15 protein-coding genes are annotated in these 22,053 nt (G+C 34.7%); 8 read left to right on the top strand and 7 right to left on the bottom strand.

The genetic code is table 11. The features are described from left to right. Positions 1-21: 21 nt before the first annotated feature. Positions 22-3,162, bottom strand: coding sequence for a UvrD-helicase domain-containing protein (locus I5168_RS05170; protein WP_431472613.1), 3,141 nt, complete (start codon positions 3,160-3,162; stop codon positions 22-24). Between the two features lie 150 nt (positions 3,163-3,312). On the opposite strand from I5168_RS05170, the gene I5168_RS05165 reads away from it, so the two are divergent. After that, the gene (locus I5168_RS05165) at positions 3,313-3,921 is read left to right on the top strand and encodes a superoxide dismutase (protein WP_042277203.1); all 609 of its coding nucleotides are present in this window, start codon (positions 3,313-3,315) and stop codon (positions 3,919-3,921) included. A 77-nt stretch (positions 3,922-3,998) separates the two neighbouring features. On the opposite strand, the gene I5168_RS05160 is transcribed toward I5168_RS05165, so the two are convergent. From I5168_RS05160 to I5168_RS05150, 3 genes are all read right to left on the bottom strand, one after another. After that, positions 3,999-5,897: an amidophosphoribosyltransferase gene (locus I5168_RS05160; RefSeq protein WP_431472612.1), complete on the bottom strand. Its 1,899-nt coding sequence runs from the start codon at positions 5,895-5,897 to the stop codon at positions 3,999-4,001. 66 nt (positions 5,898-5,963) lie between these two features. Further along, a complete protein-coding gene (locus tag I5168_RS05155) occupies positions 5,964-6,884 on the bottom strand; it encodes a PfkB family carbohydrate kinase (protein ID WP_042277198.1) in 921 nt (306 codons plus the stop codon). Between the two features lie 68 nt (positions 6,885-6,952). Beyond that, entirely contained in the window at positions 6,953-8,473 is a 1,521-nt protein-coding gene (locus tag I5168_RS05150; RefSeq protein ID WP_105018009.1) for a GH3 auxin-responsive promoter family protein, read from the bottom strand. A gap of 64 nt (positions 8,474-8,537) precedes the next feature. Between I5168_RS05150 and I5168_RS05145 the strand changes: the two genes are divergently transcribed. Beyond that, positions 8,538-9,332 carry a DUF2797 domain-containing protein gene (locus tag I5168_RS05145; RefSeq protein ID WP_431472611.1) on the top strand — a complete coding sequence of 265 codons (795 nt, stop codon included), beginning with the start codon at positions 8,538-8,540 and terminating at the stop codon, positions 9,330-9,332. Here I5168_RS05145 and I5168_RS05140 read toward each other — a convergent pair. From I5168_RS05140 to hflX, 3 genes are all read right to left on the bottom strand, one after another. Beyond that, the gene (locus I5168_RS05140) at positions 9,329-14,734 is read right to left on the bottom strand and encodes an AAA domain-containing protein (protein ID WP_431472610.1); all 5,406 of its coding nucleotides are present in this window, start codon (positions 14,732-14,734) and stop codon (positions 9,329-9,331) included. The two genes, I5168_RS05145 and I5168_RS05140, sit on opposite strands and share 4 nt — an antisense overlap. Beyond that, positions 14,721-15,962, bottom strand: a complete 1,242-nt coding sequence (locus I5168_RS05135) for a M48 family metalloprotease (RefSeq protein WP_431472609.1) — start codon at positions 15,960-15,962, stop codon at positions 14,721-14,723. The genes I5168_RS05140 and I5168_RS05135 overlap by 14 nt, the downstream gene beginning before the upstream one ends. 198 nt (positions 15,963-16,160) lie before the next feature. Then, positions 16,161-17,369 carry a GTPase HflX gene (gene hflX / locus I5168_RS05130; RefSeq protein ID WP_105018005.1) on the bottom strand — a complete coding sequence of 403 codons (1,209 nt, stop codon included), beginning with the start codon at positions 17,367-17,369 and terminating at the stop codon, positions 16,161-16,163. 169 nt (positions 17,370-17,538) lie between these two features. Between hflX and I5168_RS05125 the strand changes: the two genes are divergently transcribed. From I5168_RS05125 to I5168_RS05100, 6 genes are read left to right on the top strand one after another with little or no spacing between them, the layout of a single operon-like run. After that, positions 17,539-18,705, top strand: a complete 1,167-nt coding sequence (locus I5168_RS05125) for a hypothetical protein (RefSeq protein WP_431472608.1) — start codon at positions 17,539-17,541, stop codon at positions 18,703-18,705. After that, a complete protein-coding gene (locus tag I5168_RS05120; protein WP_431472607.1) occupies positions 18,677-19,456 on the top strand; it encodes a hypothetical protein in 780 nt (259 codons plus the stop codon). The genes I5168_RS05125 and I5168_RS05120 overlap by 29 nt, the downstream gene beginning before the upstream one ends. 2 nt (positions 19,457-19,458) lie before the next feature. Next, positions 19,459-20,226: a hypothetical protein gene (locus tag I5168_RS05115; protein ID WP_431472606.1), complete on the top strand. Its 768-nt coding sequence runs from the start codon at positions 19,459-19,461 to the stop codon at positions 20,224-20,226. Positions 20,227-20,284: 58 nt separating this feature from the next. Then, on the top strand, positions 20,285-20,848 hold the full coding sequence (locus I5168_RS05110; RefSeq protein WP_431472605.1) for a DNA-3-methyladenine glycosylase I: 564 nt from the start codon (positions 20,285-20,287) through the stop codon (positions 20,846-20,848). Continuing rightward, positions 20,814-21,413 (top strand): hypothetical protein, encoded by a 600-nt coding sequence (locus tag I5168_RS05105; protein ID WP_431472604.1) that lies wholly within the window; start codon positions 20,814-20,816, stop codon positions 21,411-21,413. The genes I5168_RS05110 and I5168_RS05105 overlap by 35 nt, the downstream gene beginning before the upstream one ends. Beyond that, the gene (locus I5168_RS05100) at positions 21,394-22,053 is read left to right on the top strand and encodes a DUF2490 domain-containing protein (protein ID WP_105018002.1); all 660 of its coding nucleotides are present in this window, start codon (positions 21,394-21,396) and stop codon (positions 22,051-22,053) included. The genes I5168_RS05105 and I5168_RS05100 overlap by 20 nt, the downstream gene beginning before the upstream one ends.

Here is a 22,053-nt window from a genome sequence, read left to right as displayed (position 1 = left end):
ACAACAAAGATAAGACCTAGCTCACCATTTAATAATGGTCATCGTATCTAAATAAACCAAAACCTTGCTGGTAACTAAATATCCCATATTATCGTAAAGAATACCATAATGGTCCACCTGTTCTTTGTGTGAAATATCTGGTTTTCCTGTTTTATAATCTATAATAGTAACCTCATCCTTATAAATTACCACTCTATCAGGTATAAATTTGAAACCATTTTTATCAATAATCGGCCTTTCTATCAACACCTTGAACTTATTATTAAAATAGTCTTTTATTTCGTCATGAGCTATGAGTTTTTCGCAAGTTGAGCTCAATTCTAGCTTTTCATCCTTGGAAAGCGTAGTAGACTGATGAATTAATTCTTTAACATTACTTAGGTCTTCTTGAGTTATTAATTTTTCTAGATAATGATGAATCAAGTTACCTCTTTCGATGGAAATATCTTTACCAGTTGACCATAACTGCCCTTTTCTAGTGCTTATTTGAATACCAGAATGATTGCTATTTGAATGAAATTGATCCAAATACATAGGCATATCAAGTGCATGACTAGTGGAGAGCTTCTCATCCTGACCTAGCGCATAGCTAGTAAAGTTTTCAAACTCCTTACTGGATAACAACATTGAATCATTAACATATTGTTCCAAAAATTCAAACATAGTATCCTTTTTACTATAAGGCTTCTGCGTATTAATATACAGTCGTTCTACCGACCTAGTAAAGGCAACATACCAAACATTAATGTTATCAAGCTTTTCTTGTTCTAGACTGCGTTCATATAGTTTTGGAACAGGATCAGGATACTGCTTACATTCTTCTTTCATAGACAACAACAAATATTCAAATCCTTCAAAATCATTTGGGTCGACTTGTAACCACTCACTAGTTCTTTTAAGATCGTTGTATTTGGTATCACAACCAGCCACAATTACAACAGGAAATTCAAGACCTTTAGATTTATGAATTGTCATAACTTGAATAGCTCCAGCTGTATCGCTACCCGATAAGCTCAGCTTATTTTCAATAGTGGCCCAATGTTGCAACAAGCCTATAAGACCAGTTTGATTTTGACTTGAAAACTCAAACACCATTTCCAAAAATTGTGAAAGCCTAGCATCTTGCTTTTGCATGATTGCTGTACACTCTACTATCCATTGAACGAAACTATACAAAGAGCGCCTACTTAATTCATCCCTTAATGAAGGTTGGTCAAACAACTCCTGAAAAATTAATTCTTGTGATTTATTCATTAAAGAATTAATGAAATCATGTCTATTCTCAGTCTCTGAATATAAACTGTGCTCTAGCAGAAAATTATACTTAAGCTCTGGTTGATCACTAGCTATATAATGTAATAGCGCAACTAAATAAGCAACCTTTGGAGAGTGACTAACCAGCATACTTTCGGCTGATACAACTCGCTCACCGTTCAATTCTAAAAATCGAGCTATTTCACTTGCCAAAGAATTATTGCGAACCAGGATACAAATTTCATCATTCAAATATCCCGCTGTCCTAGCATGTTTAATTTGTTCTAGCACATGATAACTACTAGCCTTACTAACTTCTGGAATAAGCTTTTCTGGGTCCAGATAATCCAAATAATCATCCTTAAGAATATCTATTTGAACATAACCACCTGGCTTGTTAGAAGTTTTTTGTGTCAGGTAATTTCTATAAAGTTCATTGTAAACAGGACTTTGAAGTTTATTACCCAAAAACGTAAAAAAATCATTATTGAAATTTACAATCTCATCATAACTACGCCAATTAAATTCTAAAGGTTCCTTATTAACTCCAGTAAAAAATAATTCCTGCGAGCTCATCAATTCCAAAAATTGATTCACGTCACCACCACGCCATCTATAAATGGCTTGTTTTGCATCACCTACTAACATCAATGTACCACCTTGTTCATCTATAGACATACTTTGAACAGCATGAGCAATAAGCGGTTGTATGTTTTGCCATTGCATCACACTAGTGTCTTGAAATTCATCAATGAAATAATGACGGTACTTCTCACCTAGCCTCTCATAAATAAAAGGAGCCGGCTCATCCTTAATCTGTTCACGCAATAAGGTATTAAACTCATAAATAGGAAGCAGCCTTTCTTTATCCTTGATTTTTTCTATCTCTCTAGCAATCACACCTAGTAAGGACAATGGCACAAGACTATTGTAAATATTATTTAATAAGAACAATTGTTGCATACTGCTCTTGTAAACCGGTATATAATCATCAATAAGTTTTATGAACGAGTCTGTCAACTCAATTCTTGTTGACTTTGGTAGTAAATTACCTTCATTTGCATTAAGCAGCCTAGAAGATAGTTTCAAATCCCAGTTACCATCACTTAATTTTTGAATTTGCCCAATTGCTCCAGTCGATTTATACGAAAAATCGTTAATCGTCCATCCCATTTTCAATCGTTGAGAATCAATTTCAATGGCTCCATCGGTGATTGATTGACGTAAGGAGTGAATTTTCTTTTTTACGCTTTCGCGAAAGCGAACAAAATCACTAATATCCTTGCTTTTTAAGTCCTTCAAATACCGGTAGTTATTTTCAGAACCTATGCGTTTAGCCATTTTTTGTAAATCAATAGCTATATTCCAACTGCGATCATTATCTATTTTTTCAAGAGCGTATTCTACTAATATATCAGTAAGTTGTTTATCGTTACCTGCCCTATCGATGACCTGATTAACCGCTTTCTCAATTAATTCATCTGTGTCAAGTGCCACCTGAAATCCATCAGGCAACTTCATATCTTTTGAAAACGTGCGCAACAACCTATGATTAAATGTATCAATAGTAACTACATCAAAAGCGGCATAATCATGTAGTAAATATTGCAGTACTCTATGAGATTTATCCTTAAGTTGCTGTTCACTCAATCCTGATTGTGATTGAACATGTTGGGCAATAGGCACAATTTTATCGCTCCATTCTGCTTGCCCTAATTCTTTAAGATATTCTAGGATTCTAGTCTTCATTTCGGCCACAGCTTTATTAGTAAAGGTGACAGCAAGGATGTAGCGGTATCCTCGATTTGTTTTTTGTGAAAGTAACTTGGTTAAGAAATCCCTGGCAAGCGTATATGTTTTACCTGATCCTGCACTAGCGCTATATATGGTGGTAGGTTGTTGCGTCATAATTCAAAAATAAGAAAGTTAATCACCGCTTTTATATGATTATGAAATAGTTGTCACTGTTTAGGGAATTTATAACAATAATTACTTTAACACTTAGGCTATTGTGTTTAACTTTAGCACTTTAAACATTAACACTAAAAATTACACGATATGTCATTTGAACTACCAAATTTACCATATGCACACGATGCACTAGAACCACACATTGATGCAAGAACCATGGAGATTCACCATGGAAAGCACCACGCAGGTTACACCTCAAAATTGAATAATGCCGTTGAAGGAACCGATTTAGAAGGAAAATCTATCGAGAACATTCTTTCAAATCTAGACATGAGCAATACAGCTGTTAGAAATAACGGTGGTGGTTTTTATAATCATAGACTTTTTTGGGAAGTAATGTCTCCTAATGGCGGCGGAAATCCTGATGGAGAACTAGCAACAGCCATCAACGAATCTTTCGGATCATTTGAAGATTTTAAAAATAAATTTAGTGATGCTGCAAAAGGACAATTCGGTTCTGGATGGGCATGGCTTTGTGTTCATGAAGGTGGAAAGTTAGAAGTATGCGGTACACCTAACCAGGACAATCCATTGATGCCAGAGGTAGGATGTGGAGGAACTCCAATTTTAGGTCTAGATGTATGGGAACACGCATACTACCTAAATTACCAAAACCGCAGACCTGATTATGTTGAAGCTTTCTTCAATGTAATTAATTGGACTGAGGTATCAAAACGCTATGCTGAAGGTAAGTAATCACTTAATCGCTTAATTAAAAAGCCTTAACATTCATAAAATGTTAAGGCTTTATTTTTTATCTAAAACAATTACTATTAATAAGCTCTTTCTTTATTTCCTTCAAAGAAATTAATAAAGGCTCTATTAACTACACGATTTCCTCCTGGTGTAGGATAATTACCTGTAAAGTACCAGTCACCTAAATTTTTAGGACAAGCTTTATGCAAATCGTGCACTTTTTGATAGATAATTTTTACCTCGGCATTTAAATCTTCATCGGAAAGTAAAACGGCAATTTTATTTGAGATCTCTTCATCGGTAAATGGATCGTAAAATTCTTTTACGTAATTGACTACATCAACATCTTCAAAATTGACTTGAGTAAGGCATTTTTCATAAATATCTTCAACCATTTGATACGTACCTCTTTCCTTGTGTAATTCTAATGCTGCTCTAAATGCTACCAAATCCTCTAGTCTGGCCATGTCAATTCCATAGCAATCAGGATAACGAATTTGTGGCGCACTAGACACGACAACTATACGTTTAGGCTGTAATCGATCCATCATTTTAAGAATAGACTTTTTCAATGTGGTTCCTCTTACAATTGAATCATCTATAATCACAAGATTATCATCTTGTTTAACCACACCATAAGTAACATCGTAAACGTGTGCCACGAGGTCGTCCCTAGAACTATCTTCAGTTATAAAAGTTCGCAGCTTGGCATCCTTTATAGCAATTTTTTCAGTTCTCAGCTTTCGCGAAAGCGTACTTTCAACCTGTTCACGAGTTAATTGACCGTTACCAGCAAGAATAGCATCGGTCTTTTGTTGATCAAGTGCTGCATGCGCGGCTTCAACCATACCGTAGAAAGAAGTCTCTGCAGTGTTTGGTATAAAGGAAAAAACAGAGTTTTCAATATCGTGATCTATGCTATCCATTATTCTAGGAAACAATAATCTTCCTAACTCTTTGCGTTCTTTATAAATCTCGGCATCACTACCTCGAGAGAAGTATATGCGCTCAAAGGAACATGCTTTTCTTTCTAACGGCTCTTTTATTTGTTCAATACTCACGCGGCCATCTTTTTTTATAATGATGGCGTTACCTGGTTCTAATTCTTGAACTTGTTCAAAAGGAGCATTAAAGGCTGTTTGAATTACTGGTCTTTCACTGGCTATGGCTATCACCTCATCATCTTGATAGTAATAAGCAGGACGTATTCCTGCTGGGTCACGCAGCAAGAAGGCATCACCATGCCCCATTAAACCACCCATTGCGTAACCACCATCCCAATCTCGAGCACTTTTACGCAATATTTTTGCAACATCTAGTTCCTCAGCAATTTTTGGACTGGCTTCTACTTTTGAATATCCTTCGTTTTTAAACTTCTTGTAGAGTTTACGAACTTGTCTATCTTGAAAATGTCCTACTTTTTCCATCACGGTGATCGTATCAGCTAGATCTTTAGGATGCTGTCCAAGAGAAACTAATTTATCAAATAACTGTTTAACATTTGTCATGTTAAAGTTACCAGCCATAATAAGATTACGGTGCATCCAGTTATTTTGTCTAAGGAATGGATGAACACTTTCAATACTGTTTTTACCAAAAGTCCCATATCTAACGTGACCTATCATCACTTCACCTAAATAAGGTATTTGAGATTTTTGAGCAGCGACGTCTTCTCTAATTTCTGGGCTATTGTACAATTCATTATTAATACGGTCGTTAATTTGGCCAAAAATATCTTGAATAGGTTGTGGTTGATTACTGCGTACTCTCGAAATATATCGCTGCCCAGGATCCACATCAAGTTTAATACTCGCAAAACCAGCCCCATCTTGTCCACGATTGTGCTGCTTTTCCATCATAAGGTACATTTTATTTATTCCATAAAATGCTGTACCGTATTTTTCTTTGTAGTATTCTAGTGGTTTAAGTAGTCTAATTAGTGCTATACCACACTCGTGTTTTAACGCGTCGCTCATGAGGGAATTCTAAAAGGTAAAAGTAGTAAAAATGCCCGCGTTTAGGCGGGCATTTTTTATTCATATTTAAGCTTTCATTTCAAATTTTGTAAGCGCCTGAAATTGTTTTAAGCGCGTTTCAATTTCGTCGTTCGTAATGGACTGCATGCGTTCTGTACCAAATCGTTCTACACAAAAGGAAGCAAAATTTGATCCGTATATAATAGCACGCTTCATGTTTTCAAAACTGTAGTCGCCGCTTGCTGCAAGGAAACCAGCAAATCCACCAGCAAATGTATCTCCAGCACCAGTAGGATCAAATACTTCTTCTAATGGTAAGGCTGGAGCAAAGAAAATATCTCCATCATGGAATAATAGCGCTCCATGCTCTCCTTTTTTAATCACTACATACTTAGGACCCATTTCGTGGATCTTTTTTGCAGCATTTACAAGTGAGTACTCTCCAGATAATTGTCTAGCTTCTTCATCATTAATAGTAATTACATCTACTCGTTCGATTACTTTTTTAAGTAGTTCTAATTCTATATCCATCCAGAAGTTCATGGTATCTAAAATAACCAATTGAGCATTTGGAGTTTGGTCTAGCACACCCATTTGAACTGCTGGGTGTAGGTTACCTAACATCACAACCTCGGCATCCTTATATTCTTCAGGAACTATAGGGTTAAAATCTGCTAGTACGTTTAATTCAGTAACTAGTGTATCTCTAGAGTTCATATCGTTGTGGTAACGACCTGACCAAAAGAATGTTTTTCCATCTTCTACCACCTCGATACCGTCAATATTCATACCTCGGTTTTTCATCATCTCTAGATATTCTTGTGGAAAATCACCACCTACAACGCTTACTAGAGCAACATCGGTGTTAAAATGAGAAGCACTTAATCCAATAAAAGTAGCTGCTCCACCTAAAATTTTATCTGTTTTACCAAATGGTGTTTCAATAGCGTCAAAAGCTACTGTTCCTACCACAACCAGTTTACTCATCTTCTTAATTTTGGTGCAAAAATACGTTATTATAATCTTCTAATTGCACCCATTAACTTTTTGTAGAATTAAAGAGAGTTATGGATTTTTAAAAGTTCTTCCATGTACTCACGGCTGTTGCTTAATCTAGGAATTTTGTGCTGTCCGCCTAGCTTGTTTTTATCCTTCAACCAGTTATAGAACGTATTTTCTTTTGCATGGTGAATTCTAGGTGCGGTTAAGGTTGTATTGTTGTATCGTTTTGCCTCGTAATCGGTATTTACTTTTTGTAGATTTTCATCTAGCGCTTTCGCGAAAGCGAACTCATCAACTGGTGCTGTATTAAATTCTATCATCCATTCATGCGCTCCCTTTTCCTTGCCTTGCATGAAAACCGGAGCAACCGTATATTCCTTTATAGCACAAGGCACGCTAATCATCGTATTTTTAAGAGCTTCTTCAGCATTTTCAATAATTAGTTCTTCACCAAAAACATTTATGTGATGCTTAGTTCTTCCTGTTACTTTAATGCGGTATGGCGATGTACTAGTAAAACGCACTGTGTCGCCAATTTTATAACGCCACAATCCTGCATTGGTGGTTATAATAACTGCATAATTTTTTCCTAGCTCGACCTGGTTAAGAGGTATTATCTCTTCATCGGGTGTGCCATAATTATCCATAGGGATAAACTCATAGAAAATTCCATAATCCAACATAAGCAGCAATTCTTTACTATCGTTTTTATCTTGAATGGCAAAGAATCCTTCACTGGCATTGTAAATTTCATAGTACTTTACTCGATCGCTAGGAAGTAATTTCCTGTATTCTTCTATGTATGGATCAAAACTAACGCCACCATGAAAGAACACTTCCATATCAGGCCACACTTGAAGAATGTTGTCCTTTCCTGTTGTTTCTAATACTTTGTTTAGTAAAACCATCATCCAGCTGGGTACTCCTGCTAGACTGGTAACTCTCTCTTTTATAGTTTCATTTACAATGGCAGGTAGTTTTGTCTCCCAATCGGCAAGTAAAGCTGTTTCGTTGCCTGGAGTACTGCTGTAATCGGCCCAAAAAGGCATGTTGTCAATCAATATACTGCTCAAATCGCCTGCAGCAGTGCCAGCCTTTTTATCTAGTTTTTTACTACCACCTAGTCTTAGTCCTTTCCCTGTAAACAGTTTTGATTCTGGATTGTTATTAAGATACATGCACAGTAAATCTTTGGCAGCGGCATAATGACAATCCTCTAGCGACTCTTGACTTACAGGAATAAATTTACTACGAGCACTCGTGGTTCCACTACTCATTGCAAACCATTTAATATCTGTAGGCCAGAAGATATTATTCTCTCCTGATTTACAGCGCTCAATATCGGCTTGAACATCACTATACTCCACAACTGGCATGATAGCAGCAAAATCTTTATAGGATTTAATATCTTTAAATCCGTATTTTTTACCATACTCTGTATTACGTGCAAAATAAATAAGGTCTTGCAACACATTATCTTGCAGCTCTTGAGGATGCTTAATAAACAACTCCATATCATGAATGCGTTTCTTAAGAAACCAGCTTACGACAGAATTAAGTATTGTGTTACCCATTTGAGTGGCTTAGAGTATTTTTGTGATGGTAAAGATATAACCTCTACAGTATAAAATTCATAAAATGAAGGTAACAGGTACAGTACGTAAAATGCAAACTGAAATTCAAGAACAAGTTCAATATTATTTGGTTTTTCCAGATCAATTTGTTCATATGAACCAGTTACTTGATAAATCTATTACCATAAAACATGTGGCAAACGAGTGTTTGAATTGTGGACTAGATAAAAAAATATGGCGACAAGGATTTTGTTATGATTGCTTTACCGCTATACCACAAGCCGGTGACTGGATTATGAAACCAGAATTAAGCAAGGCTCATCTAGATGAAGAAGATCGCGATTTAGAGTATGAAAAAAAGGTACAATTACAACCTCATATCGTTTATTTGGCCAATAGTAGCAACATTAAAGTAGGTGTTACTCGTAAATCACAAATTCCAACTAGATGGATTGATCAAGGTGCCCACGAGGCCATTGCTATACTTGAAACTCCTAATCGATATCTTGCTGGAATAAGTGAAGTTGCGCTTAAGGAACATGTTTCTGACAAAACCAATTGGCGTAAAATGCTAACTAATGACGTAGAGGATGTTGATTTATTACGCTTCCGCGAAAGCTTACTACAGCACTTACCTCAAGAGGCCTTACCCTACACGCTTGATAATGCTAAAGAATGGGAAATTGTATTCCCAGTATTAGAATATCCAAAAAAGGTAAAAAGCGTGAATTTAACCAAAACACCAGAACACAATGGCGTGCTTAAAGGTATCAAAGGACAATACTTGATTTTTAAGGATGGTCACGTGATGAACCTGCGCAGCCATGAAGGGTTTGTCATTGATATTGAGGTGCATTAAGACCTGCGATAGCCTTTACGTAACTTTACTCCGGTTAATCGCATTTCTTCTTTAAGTGCATCGGCACGGGTAGACAGAGATTTCACATTGGTTTGAGGTTGATTACCTATTCTACCATAACGTGTGTGTACTTCATTACCTATTACTTTTATTTCCCAGAATTTATTGCTATTCCCTTGTACATACTCATACCTTTTAAAGTCATCACTAGTTTGTGATGATTGTGACTCTATAGTACTATCAGAAACTTGTTGCACATCTTCATTAATCTTCTCTTGCTTTTCTCGTTCATGATTTGTTGCTGTTACAGGAGATAATTTTTCTTCATTTTCTATTGTTTGTCTTATTCTTTCTAACACTCGATTGGGTTGTTCCACCCAATCCTTAACATATACGCGTAGTATTTTCCAACCAAAAGTTTCCAACACGCTTGTTTTTTGACAATACTGCTCTAGTACATTATCACCGTGATAATGACTTTTATAATCCAATAGGATACCCATTTTGAATTGAGTGTCATTAGGTGAAATAATCGCAATATCTACCTTAAAATGTGACTGCCCTATATCGTTATAAACCTCATATCCTTTTGCTTTTAGAACCTCTTTTAACTTGGATTTAAGCGGTATTTCCTTGCCTTTTAAATCTAGGTTTTGAGATACATGTAAACTATCTAATATGGAAGAAGCATTCTGTATATTACCATCAGAAATTTGTTTAGCGTACTGTAGAAAGCGTTTAAAATACCTAGCTCCTTCGTTGTAATCGTTTTTAATGTGCTCTCCTAAAATGCTAGAGACAATCATCATATTTCTCTTTGCTCTAGAGAATATGACATTGAGTCTTTTTTCTCCGCCACGTCTATTTATAGGGCCAAAATTCATTAACATTTTACCTTGTGTATTGAAACCATAACACACGCTCATGATGATAATATCTCTTTCATCTCCTTGGACATTTTCAAGGTTTTTTACAAATAACCCTGTAAACTGATCCTCTTCGGTACGATTATATTCTTCCTCTAAAAGTTTACCGAAATGGGTATCCAACAGTGCTAACTCTTCTAGAGCAGACTCGATAACAGATTGTTGTTCCATAGAAAAAGCCACTACACCTATACTTTTATTAACTTGTTGAGTAAGTAGTTTTCTTACTAGGTGAGCTATATAAGTAGCCTCATCTTTATTTGATCTTTTATGATAAACTGCGTTTTCAAGGTAGTGGTAACTTATACTACGTTGAAGCACATCATTAATATCTATTTCTTGATCAGGATTTAAAACATGTGTGAGTTCGCCTGCTCCATGAATCGATAGTTGATTATCTGGAATGGTAAGTAGTTCCCTTTTGTAAAAAGCAGCATTTGAATAGCTTATTAAACTTTCTCTACGGCTGCGATAATGCCATCCCAGCATTACTGATGGTAATTTTCTTGCTCCTTGATTCAATAGACTGTCGGCATCTAGATTGATACCTATACGTTGCTCTTGTTCTTCTTCATCCTCATCTACATCAACACTTGTTGTACTGAAAAAATTGGTAGGAGGCATTTGCATTTCATCACCTACAATAATCGTTTGGTGTGTTCTAAATAGAGAAGGAACGCCTTCTTCTACTGTTATTTGAGAGGCTTCATCGTATATAACAACATCAAAAATGGAAGTATCAATAGGCATTGAATCACTTACACTCAATGGACTCATCAACCAGACAGGCTTTAAACTTGTCATAATTTCTTGTGCCTCGCCAGTTGCCAACTCTCTGATAGACTTATACCTCATCTTTTTATTGAATTCATTTTCTAATATTTTGCGAGATGATTTGTATATCTTTTTGAGTTCCTTTTCTTCATTTGTTAATTGAGCGGCTGTGCTTTCAGTAATTCTAATTTTATTGAGAAATTGATCTCTTATTCTAGAACGTATAAAAGCTACATTGGCATTATAGTATTTATCTAATAAGTTCTGAATTTCCCTTATAGAGAATTGCAGGCTATCCTCATTCATTTGGGCAAATACAGGATTATTATCACTATTATCTAGAATTGTTTTGTACGCACAATGAAAATTTATCTCATCTTCTCTCCAATCGCGATCCCTCAATAGCGATTGCAATTTAAAATCGGCACTATTAAGTTTTTCTATGTGAGGCTTAAATAAGGATAAACTATTAGTCATCGTCAAAGCACTACTAATTCTATCTTCTAGAGTTGCTATTGAATAATTACCGAAACTCTTAGCGATTTTAGACAACGAATTTCTAAGACTATTAAACAAAGGTAAAACACTAATAAGTCCAGATAAATAATCTCTATTATCGATTTCTATCCACTTGGCTACAATCGGACTACCTGTATTGTGTAATTGCTTTAACCATTGAATACCATCGTCATAATTTGTAAAACCATAACGATTTTCTAATTTTCTTTTTTCATTTTCAAAACTATTAAGAAGGTCATATTCGTCTACCAATCTGCTTAATACTGAATCGATTTCTGGTTTTACTTTATGTTTTTGAAAGTCATAAGCTTCTTTGATTTGCTTCTTTAATCGATACCATTTGGGGTTCAAAAATTTTAGAATGTTAGCATTAGCTCGGTCCCATTGATTTTTTATCTCATAGGCGTCAATTGCATTCCACTTTACTTTCCAAAAACGATTTTCATCTTGCTTATCTTGCCACTTCTTACGTGATTTTTCAAGCTTTTTATTATCGTTCAGTAAAGCTGTAGCTTGTGGATTATCAGGAGTTAAAATAGCAAGGTTTCCTTTTGCAATAATCACTTTTGATTTTTCCATCAGATTGACTTCCTTAATCCAATCATCCCATACCATAGTGGTATCTCCATCATTTTCATCAATCCATTCATTAATCTGCTCCAATATGGTAAGAGCACTGCTTAACTCTTTGTGAATTGTAGTCTTATAGTCAGATGTTGATAATAGTTCTGGACTTATACCGTTTAACGGAAAGTTTTTGATGCTATCACCATAATGGTTGATCCTTATTTGATTTAAGAATTCCTTGATCCAATTTTCATTTGATTTCCACTCATCAAAATCAGGGATTACAAAATATTCCGCCTTGGCAAGTCTCTCAAACTTGTTAATATCACTAATTACCTCTTGATAAACTTGAAAGATAGGAGTATCGCCAGATCGCATTATGTTATGAAAGCTCTCTAGTCGGTTAATGTGCGTTTGTATTTTATCGATTATCTCATTTCTTTCCTTAACTATAGCATTAGACTTCATCTTATCTTTTAAAAAGGACTCATAGGTCCCTTTTAAATTCATAATAAAAGATTTTTTGTCGGTCTGTGAATCATGAATTAAACAACATAATTCGTCCAATTGTTTGTTTTTTAAACGATGGTAAACCACATCAAGTGCAGCGCGCTTTTCACAAACGAAAAGTACCTTTTGATCTCTGGCGACATAATCTGCTATCAAATTGGTTATCGTTTGAGATTTACCGGTACCTGGTGGACCTTGAATAATATAATTGCGACCACTGCGTGCTTTATAAACGGCTTTTGTTTGTGTAGGATCAGCTGCAATTATGGGGTATAAATCATTCAATTGAGTACTGATGCCTTCTTCTTCAATTAACTTTCGAGGATTCTCACTAAATAATTCTTCAAAGACTTCATCCTTAATATCAGCATTAATAATATCGTTGTAATCACGAACAATACTCATTTTACGATAATTGAAATTACCTAAAGTCATGTTGCAGGTATCCACTTCCCAAACCAGTGGATTTACAACGCCATAATTATCATTACGATAGAAGCTGCGCTCTTTTTCTGCAACAGCTAGATCACTGTAAGGATTGATATCTTCATTAATTATATATTCAAGATCATTAATCTTTTTATGAACCAAAGTTTTGAAGAGTTCAATTCCTAAAGGTTTAAAATCATCCTCTTTATAGGAGTAATCAAATTGTCTTAAATTTAAATTACTCGTGCGGCGATTAAGTTTACGCTTTTTGAGTTTGAAATTTCGTCGGGCAGCTTTATGAATAAGTTGAATTTGCGGTTTTTCTCGCCATTGAAGTTCTACTCCATTACCTGAATTAAGAATTTGATTACGTATGTTACCTATTAAATCTTCAAGTGAACTTTCCTTTAAATCTATAAAATCGGGAAGTTCTATATTATATAAATCTTTAAGATAGTAACTAAGAACTGGATTGATCTCTGCATCAGTAGTTGTAACCTCTAGTTGATACCGATCTTCTACTCCTTTTTTCTTTACTAATGAAACTGGAAGCAACAGCAATGGAGAAGAAATACGTTCTTCCCTATTTTCTTTAAAATTATACCAGTGTAAAAAAGCAATAACTAATCGCAGTTGATCAAATCCGTATTCGTTACGGCTTTTTCTTGCTTCCAACCTTATTTTGTTGAGTATAGGATTTAAAAACCTATTGTTAGTTATATCAAGATACCTATTTAACAGAAGTGATTTTTTACCCAATAATTTACCTTCCATAACTGGTCCCCAAAAGATGATATCCTTCTCGGTAATATTTTTGTGATCTAGCAATAAAGGTATAGATGCTTCAGTAAGGTTTAAAAAACTGCTTGTTGATTTGAAGTAAAGAAGTTTATTTCTACGAGATATGTCAAACAAGCGTCGTCGTAATTTATCTAGAATATATGTTCCACGTTCCTTGATGTTAATTGATTTGAATCCTATTGTCTCGGTAAGGTCTTGATAATTTTCAGGATTAAAATCTTGGTAATTTTTAAGTTTTGCTACAACCTCTTCTAAATTTGGAATACGATCTTCTCTGTAAACCGGAGTCATTTCTCTTATGACATGATGAATGGTAGGATCTAGCTCTTTATTCAAAAAGTATAACCGTTCTCTATTTTCTACAAAGCGTAACAATTCATCCTTATCGCGAAAATCTAGACCATAAGCTAGGCTAGCCATTAACATACCTAGTAAAAACACTTCTGTTAAAGGATCGTATGTTCCCATCTCATAATCCCATGCTTTATAATGCATGACATAGGCAGGATTTTTTACCGGACTAGCATTATCCAAATGCAAGTAATCACTTTGATTTTCAAATGAAGTGACGTTATTTGATCTATTTTGATAAATAGTATCCGACACCTTGACTGCTCCATCTTCTTTTGGTTTTTGAGGTAGACCAGTCGAGATTACTGCACTACTAGTTTCTTGTTCAATGATTAAAATTCTACCATTATAAAGAACTTGATCTATGCTAGTGATCTTTAAAACTTTATCTTGATTATGAGCATATAGTGCTTTTTCAAGCAATGGTAAAACCTGAGCAATAAAATCCACCGTAGTATTTCCATTTGAAGCTTTTATCTCATCTAATAAGCTGAAAAAACTTTTCCTGTAATCATTCATGGTCATAAATACTTCTTTGTTCTTGAGACAACTTATTCAAGTCTTTCATTGCTTCATCCTTGAGAGATTTAAACTCCCTAATAGTTAGTTGATATTCCTTTCTAACAATACGTTCATACTCCTCTTTTATTCCTAATAAATTCGCAATTTCAAGTGTGTGAGCAAGAGGTAACAACTCAAGATCTGCATCTAGTTTACTAAAATCTAGCAGTACATAGCATAGGTAATTATGTGTGCCAATTGCTGCGTCATTAATAAACTTTTTGATACTATTGACTTCTTGCTTTTCATCACTTACATAAAACTTAGAAAAGAAACTTGAAGCGTGTGTCATATTTCTAGAAGTACGCATCCATTCTGGTAACAGAATAAATTCTAAAAATTGATACGTGAATGAACTTAGTTCCTTTTGTTGAAAAAGGTCTAAATTATTCACATCTATCTTACCTATGATAAGCGGTTTAATGACCTCTTCAAGATTATGAGCGCTTCTCGATAGTTGATCTAAGGCAAAGGTTCTTATGTATGTTTCTGGATGTGTAGTGTTTAATGAGCTGTTTTCTTCTCCTTGTAAAATCTCTTTGGCTTGATCTAGATAGCTTTGAGCATTTACTCGTTTTAGTCCTGTTGAAACCTTGACCAAACATTGTATGACAGAATAGTGTTCCCTGCAAACTTGAAAAGAACAAGCATCACAAAAAAGTTCCAAAAACAATTGAAATTTACGAGCAGTTTCTACAAAAACAGGATCACTTTGTGAATCATTGGCAAGGGCCAGAATAATACGTTGGGTAATTTCAAACTCACCATTTTCTATTTTAAAAAATAAAAAATGTCCTAATTCATGAGCTATCAATGCGGTTAATTGTCGCTCATCCAACAATTCTAAAAGATTCCCTGAAAAAACTATATGAGCCTCATCTTCAATAATTGAAATAGCACAATTATCTTGAATGCTATTTTGCTCTTGATAAAAGGTGACTTGAGCTGTCAGGTTCAAATTTTCACATACTTGATCGCTTACCTTATACAAGTCAAAATGTGAATCCCTATCTAGCCTGTAGGTATTCTTTAATAAAGATGATTTTAACGCATCTATTTGATGTGACTTTACCTTTTCATCTTTAAACCACTGCCAGGTTTTGGACCTCGATTTAAAATAGTCTCTGATTTTTTTATGATAGTTGAATGTGGGTAGGGAACGCTGTAAAGGCGTTTCAGTTGATTGGTTCATGTGCAACTATTAAGCTATGGCTTAAAAATATGAAATTAAGTAGGCTTTTTACTTAACTACATGTATATAAATACGATCAGTCATGTATTTAGGTAGAGAATATAGATAGTTGTGGATTCGCTTTCGCGAAAGCGAACCCTAAATCAATCTAGAGTAATCAAAAACGGTTTTACTTTTTAACAGAAAATAAATAGAAACCTACTCTTCCTCTTCACTATAATCAGGATATAGGAATGCATTATAAGGAAAACGCGACACATGAATTTCTCTTACTCTATCGTATACCTTTTTACGAAACTGTTCCATGTTTTCTTTTTCAATCGCACTTATAAAAATCACATCATCACCTGCACGGTTCATCCAGGTGCGTTTCCAGTCTTCTAGTGTGTTGTGTGCCGTGGTGCGTTCGTCAAATTCATCATCATATTCTTCCGGCTGGTATTGATCGATTTTATTAAAAACCATAATAGTAGGTTTATCAATCGCCTCAATATCTTGTAAAATTGCATTTACACTATCAATATGATCTTCAAAGCTCTCGTGCGAAATATCTACTACATGTAACAATAGGTCCGATTCTCTAACCTCATCTAGGGTAGATTTAAAGGATTCTACTAACTGGGTAGGTAGTTTTCTAATAAAACCTACCGTATCAGTTAATAGAAAAGGTAGGTTTTTAACAACTACCTTTCTTACCGTTGTATCTAGCGTTGCGAATAATTTATTTTCTGCAAAAACATCACTTTTAGAAACCACATTCATAAGTGTGCTTTTACCCACGTTAGTGTAACCTACAAGAGCAACGCGCACCAATTTACCACGATTTCCTCGTTGGGTTTTCATTTGCCTATCAATGGTAGTGAGTTTCTTTTTGAGTAATGAAATACGATCGCGCACTATACGACGGTCTGTCTCAATCTCGGTCTCACCAGGACCACGCATACCTATACCACCACGCTGGCGCTCCAGGTGAGTCCACAATCCAACTAATCTAGGTAACAAGTACTCGTACTGGGCTAGTTCAACTTGAGTACGAGCATAACTAGTTTGTGCTCGTTGTGCAAATATGTCTAGAATCAAATAGGTACGATCTATGATCTTTGCCTTGAGGATTTTCTCAATATTACGTTGTTGAGTAGGCGTTAACTCATCATCAAAAATCACTGTCCCAATATCGTTTGCTTCAACAAACTGTGCTACTTCTTCCATTTTTCCAGTTCCTATAAAGGTTTTTGGATTAGGATGTTGCATTTTTTGAGTAAAACGACCTTGTACACTAGCACCAGCAGTGTAAGCGAGAAACTCTAATTCATCAAGATACTCAGTTAACTTTTCTTCAGACTGTTGTTGAGTTACAATTCCTATTAAAACGGCGTTTTCGTATTCGTGACTTTCTTGTTCTAGCATATAGATTATTTCATACAAAGGTAAATAGATACAAATAATATCATCTTGTTCTTATGGTAACTTTAATTCATATTAATTAATGGTCAAAACAAGAAAATACCCATTATAGGGTATTTTATGAATAAAAATTAATTCTACCTTTGAGACTATAATCAACTAAATGAATATTATGAAAAAATTAAAATTTGGAGCATTAGCTATGCTAACTCTCTCTCTCTCTCTCTTTAGCTGTTCAGAAGAGGTAACTGAAAGCACAAATGACACAGCACTTCAGAAATCAGAAGGTGATATTGCAAACAATTGCGAGTTTCAACCTTATGCTTTGTATTTTGAAAACGGAACGAGCGTTGATTGTGCTAACAATATGATGCATTTTTCTAGCTGGGATTCATTTGATCAAACATTAGAAACTTTAGAAGATTCCAACGATGCTCATGATGACAATTTTTTAGCTATTTATGGTCATTTGGATGAAGACGACTTGAATGATACAGAAGAATTAATAGGTCATCATCCGGATCAACCACTAATCGATTTTGAGAACTCCCATGATTTTTGCTCATTGAGAAAATTCGAAGAAGATGCGGAAAATGCATGGCTTGATTCATCAGATCAATCAGGTTGGTCTATAGACGACTGGAATGAAAATGAATTTATAGTAGATCCTGTTGAACAATCTGTTTACAATCAATGGAATGAGGTAATGATTTGTAATTTAATTTATAAAGATATGGAAGGTGGTTTATTGATTATAGACACAACTCATCCAGACGCAACAGCTGCACTAACAAGTGCAAATAATGGGAACAGTTTACAAAGTGTTTTAGAAGCGTTTGGTGGAAATGAAGAAACACCAGGAGCTGCAGATGGACATATCTTCCCACCTGATTCTGAATGCTTTTATAGATCTGCAAAAAGTAAAGGCGTTACTTTAAGTAGTACTTATAAGTTAAGAGCTTCTCACCAAATGAGAGCAAGAACTTTTGACAGTGGATCTGGAGACGTAAATGTATTCAAAGCTTTTACAAGAAATTACAAGAAAAAAAGAGGAAAGTGGAGAAAAAGAAGAATTAGAAGCAGTGCTAAAATTTATGGTGAGCTTTATTCAGTTGATGTATCGTTAAATTCAAATCCAAACTCTAGCACTCCTGCAAATATCTGTTCATTCAAAGATGATATTGATAAAGAGGGTGATTACAAAAAGAAGCGACGTTCAAAAGTAAAAAAGAGAGCACAACATCCTTCAAATCTAATCACGGGCACTGCTCAAAACAAGTTGTTTTCAGAACATAGGCAACGACCTTACTATGAAACAATTACTTTTGAAGAAAGATAATTATTATATGCTACTAGTGCTATTTTTTAGCACTAGTAGTTTTTTGTTTAGTCAAGAAAACGACCAAGAGATTCGTAGTTTCCCGGTTGGGTTACGTATAGGAGTGCATTACGATTTTTTTTCTAATACTAACGAAAATGCGTCTATAGGCTTAAATTACAGTAATAGATTGACGTTGATAGGTGGTTTTGACATTGAAGTAATGCGTAGGAAAAGATGGTTGTTAACAACTGGATTTTACATAAAGAATATTTCCTTAAAACGAAACTATAATATTAGGTCAACTCAACTTGGGGAAAATTTTGCAATAGAAGAATCTTTTTGGCAATCACCATATTGGACATATCATCTACCCATTGAAATATTAATAAAAATGAAAAGTCCAATGAGAAGTCCGCTATATCTAAAAGCTGGTTTGGAATTACAATATTACGGCTACACATCTGGGCGATATCAAAGTAACTATTTGCGACTGAGGAATAATCCATTGTTAATAGGCGATTATCAAGATTATCCAAGCCCTATAACGTTTGGACTGAACCTAGGGTTCGCAAAAGATCTTTATTTAAAGGATCGTAGCAAATTTAGATTTGCAGCCTCTGGACATTACCATTTTCAATATATTTATGTTACTAAAATAACCTCAACTAACTTGACAATACCAGAGGCCACTTCCACACACCGATGGACTGGACATTATCTGAATTTTTCCTTAACCTACTTTCCTAAATCAGGATTTTTGAAATTTTAATTATGAAAAAATTATTTATAATATTATTAATTCCTATCACTCTGCTTTCTCAAGACAACAAACGAGGCAACGCACAAGAGTTGAGGGACAATGCATATCATTTAGGTATAACTACAGGATTATTGTTTAATAATGTAGAAAACTCAAGTACATCTGGTTACTCCTATGAATATAATGCCAACCCTAACTTTATGATAGGGCTTGATTGGAATTACGCCGCTACAGGAAAGTTTTTATTTAATGCCGGCTTTTATTATGAACAGCTTTCCCTTGACGCAACAGGAAATATACCGGGAACTTTCTTCAGCTCTTCAAATGACATAAACTTAAATTCAAGTAGATCTTTCAACATATATACGTTCAACCTAAAATTTGAATATGTTCATAAAATTAATTCCATTCACTTTATAGCTTTGGGAGTGAACTTAAATAATAGATGGTTCATTAAAGACGACTTGATAGGAACTTCAGAAACATTCGGCAATAACTCTAACGATAACACATTAATTATTGGTAGACCTGATGTTAGTGATGTGATAATTAGAACTCCATTATCATTAAGATACACATTTAAAAATCAGAATCTCGGAAACTTTTCCTTGTCAACAACCTTTACATTAAGAGATGATTTTTACATAAGAGACATTGTAACCATAAATGATCGAGTAAACCAAACATCCTCTTCATCTGTGCATTTTATAGAGGATAATTTCATAAGTTTCAATTTAACTTGGTTTCCCATAAACTCACTCTTTAAAAAGAAAAAATAATCAGACTTTATTATAAAACACCTGCTTTACCGCAGGTGTTTTTGTTTACATTAGTATTATGAACAAAAACAAATGCGGCTGGTGTATAGGCGATGAGCTTTATGAGCTATATCACGATACAGAATGGGGCGTACCTGTTTATGACGATAAAACCCTATTTGAGTTCTTAATCCTGGAATGTATGCAAGCTGGTCTAAGCTGGATTACTATTTTAAGAAAGCGAGAAAACTATAGACAAGCTCTAGATCAATTTGATTATTACAAAATTGCTCAATATGATAATCAAAAAAAGCAAGAACTACTTCAAAATCCAGGAATCATAAGAAATAAATTAAAAGTAAATGCTATTGTGACCAACGCTCAAGCATTTATAAATACACAACAAGAGTTTGGAAGTTTTTCCCATTACATATGGTCATTTGTTGATAATCAACCTGTTAAAAATGCAGTTTCTGATTATAAAGAAGCTCCTGCTAACACCAAGTTGTCAGATCAGATATCAAAAGATCTTAAAAAAAGAGGTTTTAAATTTGTAGGTAGCACCATCGTATATGCCTATTTGCAAGCCTGTGGAATAGTTAACGATCATGAAACCAGCTGTTTTAGATATGACCAGATTTAAGCACATCATCTACTTACTATTTTTTCTAGTTACCACAGTGGTAATTGCTCAAACTAACGCTCTTAAAATAGAGCATGAAGAACGAATAAAAAGTAGTGAGTTCCCTTCTCTATCCAAACAAATATTGGATAGCCTGATTCCGCTTAGGGTAAAAATGAAATATTATCAAGAAACCGACGGTGATTCTAACAGCTACGAAGCAAAATTTAAGTATAAGGGCAAGAAATACAGTATAGAATTTTTTGAGAATGGAGCTTTAAAAGAAACAGAAATTGAAATAAAGAAAAACAAACTGTCAAAAATAGTTATTGATTCGATCAATAAAAGACTTGATACCGTTGCTCGTAAGTTTAAAATAGAAAAGATACAAGAGCATTACAGCCCTAGCTCAATTCTTAGTTTAAAACAAAAATTACAGCAATCAAATCCTGATGGATATGAAATAATTGTTGCTTTTAAGGATAAGCGTAAGATTTATCGCAGGGAATATTTATTTGATAGAAGAGGTATGATCCTAGAGGTTAAAGATGTTAAACGATTAGAGTATGACTTCTTATTATTTTAGAATCTTAATCGTCCTTTTATTATCACAAACTGCCGTAAGTCAAATTGTCGATAATACTTTATTTCAAAATGCCCTTAATATTTCTTACGACAATAATTACCGATGGTCATTTGTAAGCGCGCTAGAACAACGCAGCCTAACAGGTGACAACGCAGGTCTACTACATATACAAGCCAGTCATTACACCAATTATGAAGTAGGATTTTATGGTCAAATAGGTATAGGGATCATGTATCGTGATCTTAGAAACTCAAATACCAGTGAGCTCAGGATTACCGAACAATACGCTTATTCAAGAAAATATAACCAACTTAAAATGGCACATCGTATACGGTGGGATCAACGATACCGTGGTGATAGAATAACGCACAGATGGAGATATAGGTATTCCATTGCATTGCCTCTCAATGGAATACAAACAGATAAAAATGAATGGTACCTGGGTGCGTCAATCGAAACTTTATTTATTGCAGAAAATCGGACGAAACCCTTCTGGGACCAACGCCTCATTTTTAATCTAGGAAATCAAATTAGCCGTAACTTCAAATTACAATTAAGTACCGAATACCGATGGGAATCATTTACCCAAAATACAGAACGCTTACTGTTTATAAATCTAGGAGGTTACTGGAGTTTGTAG

Source organism: Nonlabens sp. SCSIO 43208 (genome assembly GCF_050703575.1).
Taxonomy (GTDB): Bacteria; Bacteroidota; Bacteroidia; order Flavobacteriales; family Flavobacteriaceae; genus Nonlabens; species Nonlabens tegetincola.
This window is presented reverse-complemented; position numbering and strand designations above follow the sequence as displayed.

Coding starts and splice junctions, on each gene's coding strand:
- I5168_RS05170 (WP_431472613.1), bottom strand. CDS start 3,162: ATGACGCAACAACCTACCACCATATATAGCGCTAGTGCAGGATCAGGT.
- I5168_RS05165 (WP_042277203.1), top strand. CDS start 3,313: ATGTCATTTGAACTACCAAATTTACCATATGCACACGATGCACTAGAA.
- I5168_RS05160 (WP_431472612.1), bottom strand. CDS start 5,897: ATGAGCGACGCGTTAAAACACGAGTGTGGTATAGCACTAATTAGACTA.
- I5168_RS05155 (WP_042277198.1), bottom strand. CDS start 6,884: ATGAGTAAACTGGTTGTGGTAGGAACAGTAGCTTTTGACGCTATTGAA.
- I5168_RS05150 (WP_105018009.1), bottom strand. CDS start 8,473: ATGGGTAACACAATACTTAATTCTGTCGTAAGCTGGTTTCTTAAGAAA.
- I5168_RS05145 (WP_431472611.1), top strand. CDS start 8,538: ATGAAGGTAACAGGTACAGTACGTAAAATGCAAACTGAAATTCAAGAA.
- I5168_RS05140 (WP_431472610.1), bottom strand. CDS start 14,734: ATGACCATGAATGATTACAGGAAAAGTTTTTTCAGCTTATTAGATGAG.
- I5168_RS05135 (WP_431472609.1), bottom strand. CDS start 15,962: ATGAACCAATCAACTGAAACGCCTTTACAGCGTTCCCTACCCACATTC.
- hflX (WP_105018005.1), bottom strand. CDS start 17,369: ATGCTAGAACAAGAAAGTCACGAATACGAAAACGCCGTTTTAATAGGA.
- I5168_RS05125 (WP_431472608.1), top strand. CDS start 17,539: ATGAAAAAATTAAAATTTGGAGCATTAGCTATGCTAACTCTCTCTCTC.
- I5168_RS05120 (WP_431472607.1), top strand. CDS start 18,677: ATGAAACAATTACTTTTGAAGAAAGATAATTATTATATGCTACTAGTG.
- I5168_RS05115 (WP_431472606.1), top strand. CDS start 19,459: ATGAAAAAATTATTTATAATATTATTAATTCCTATCACTCTGCTTTCT.
- I5168_RS05110 (WP_431472605.1), top strand. CDS start 20,285: ATGAACAAAAACAAATGCGGCTGGTGTATAGGCGATGAGCTTTATGAG.
- I5168_RS05105 (WP_431472604.1), top strand. CDS start 20,814: ATGAAACCAGCTGTTTTAGATATGACCAGATTTAAGCACATCATCTAC.
- I5168_RS05100 (WP_105018002.1), top strand. CDS start 21,394: ATGACTTCTTATTATTTTAGAATCTTAATCGTCCTTTTATTATCACAA.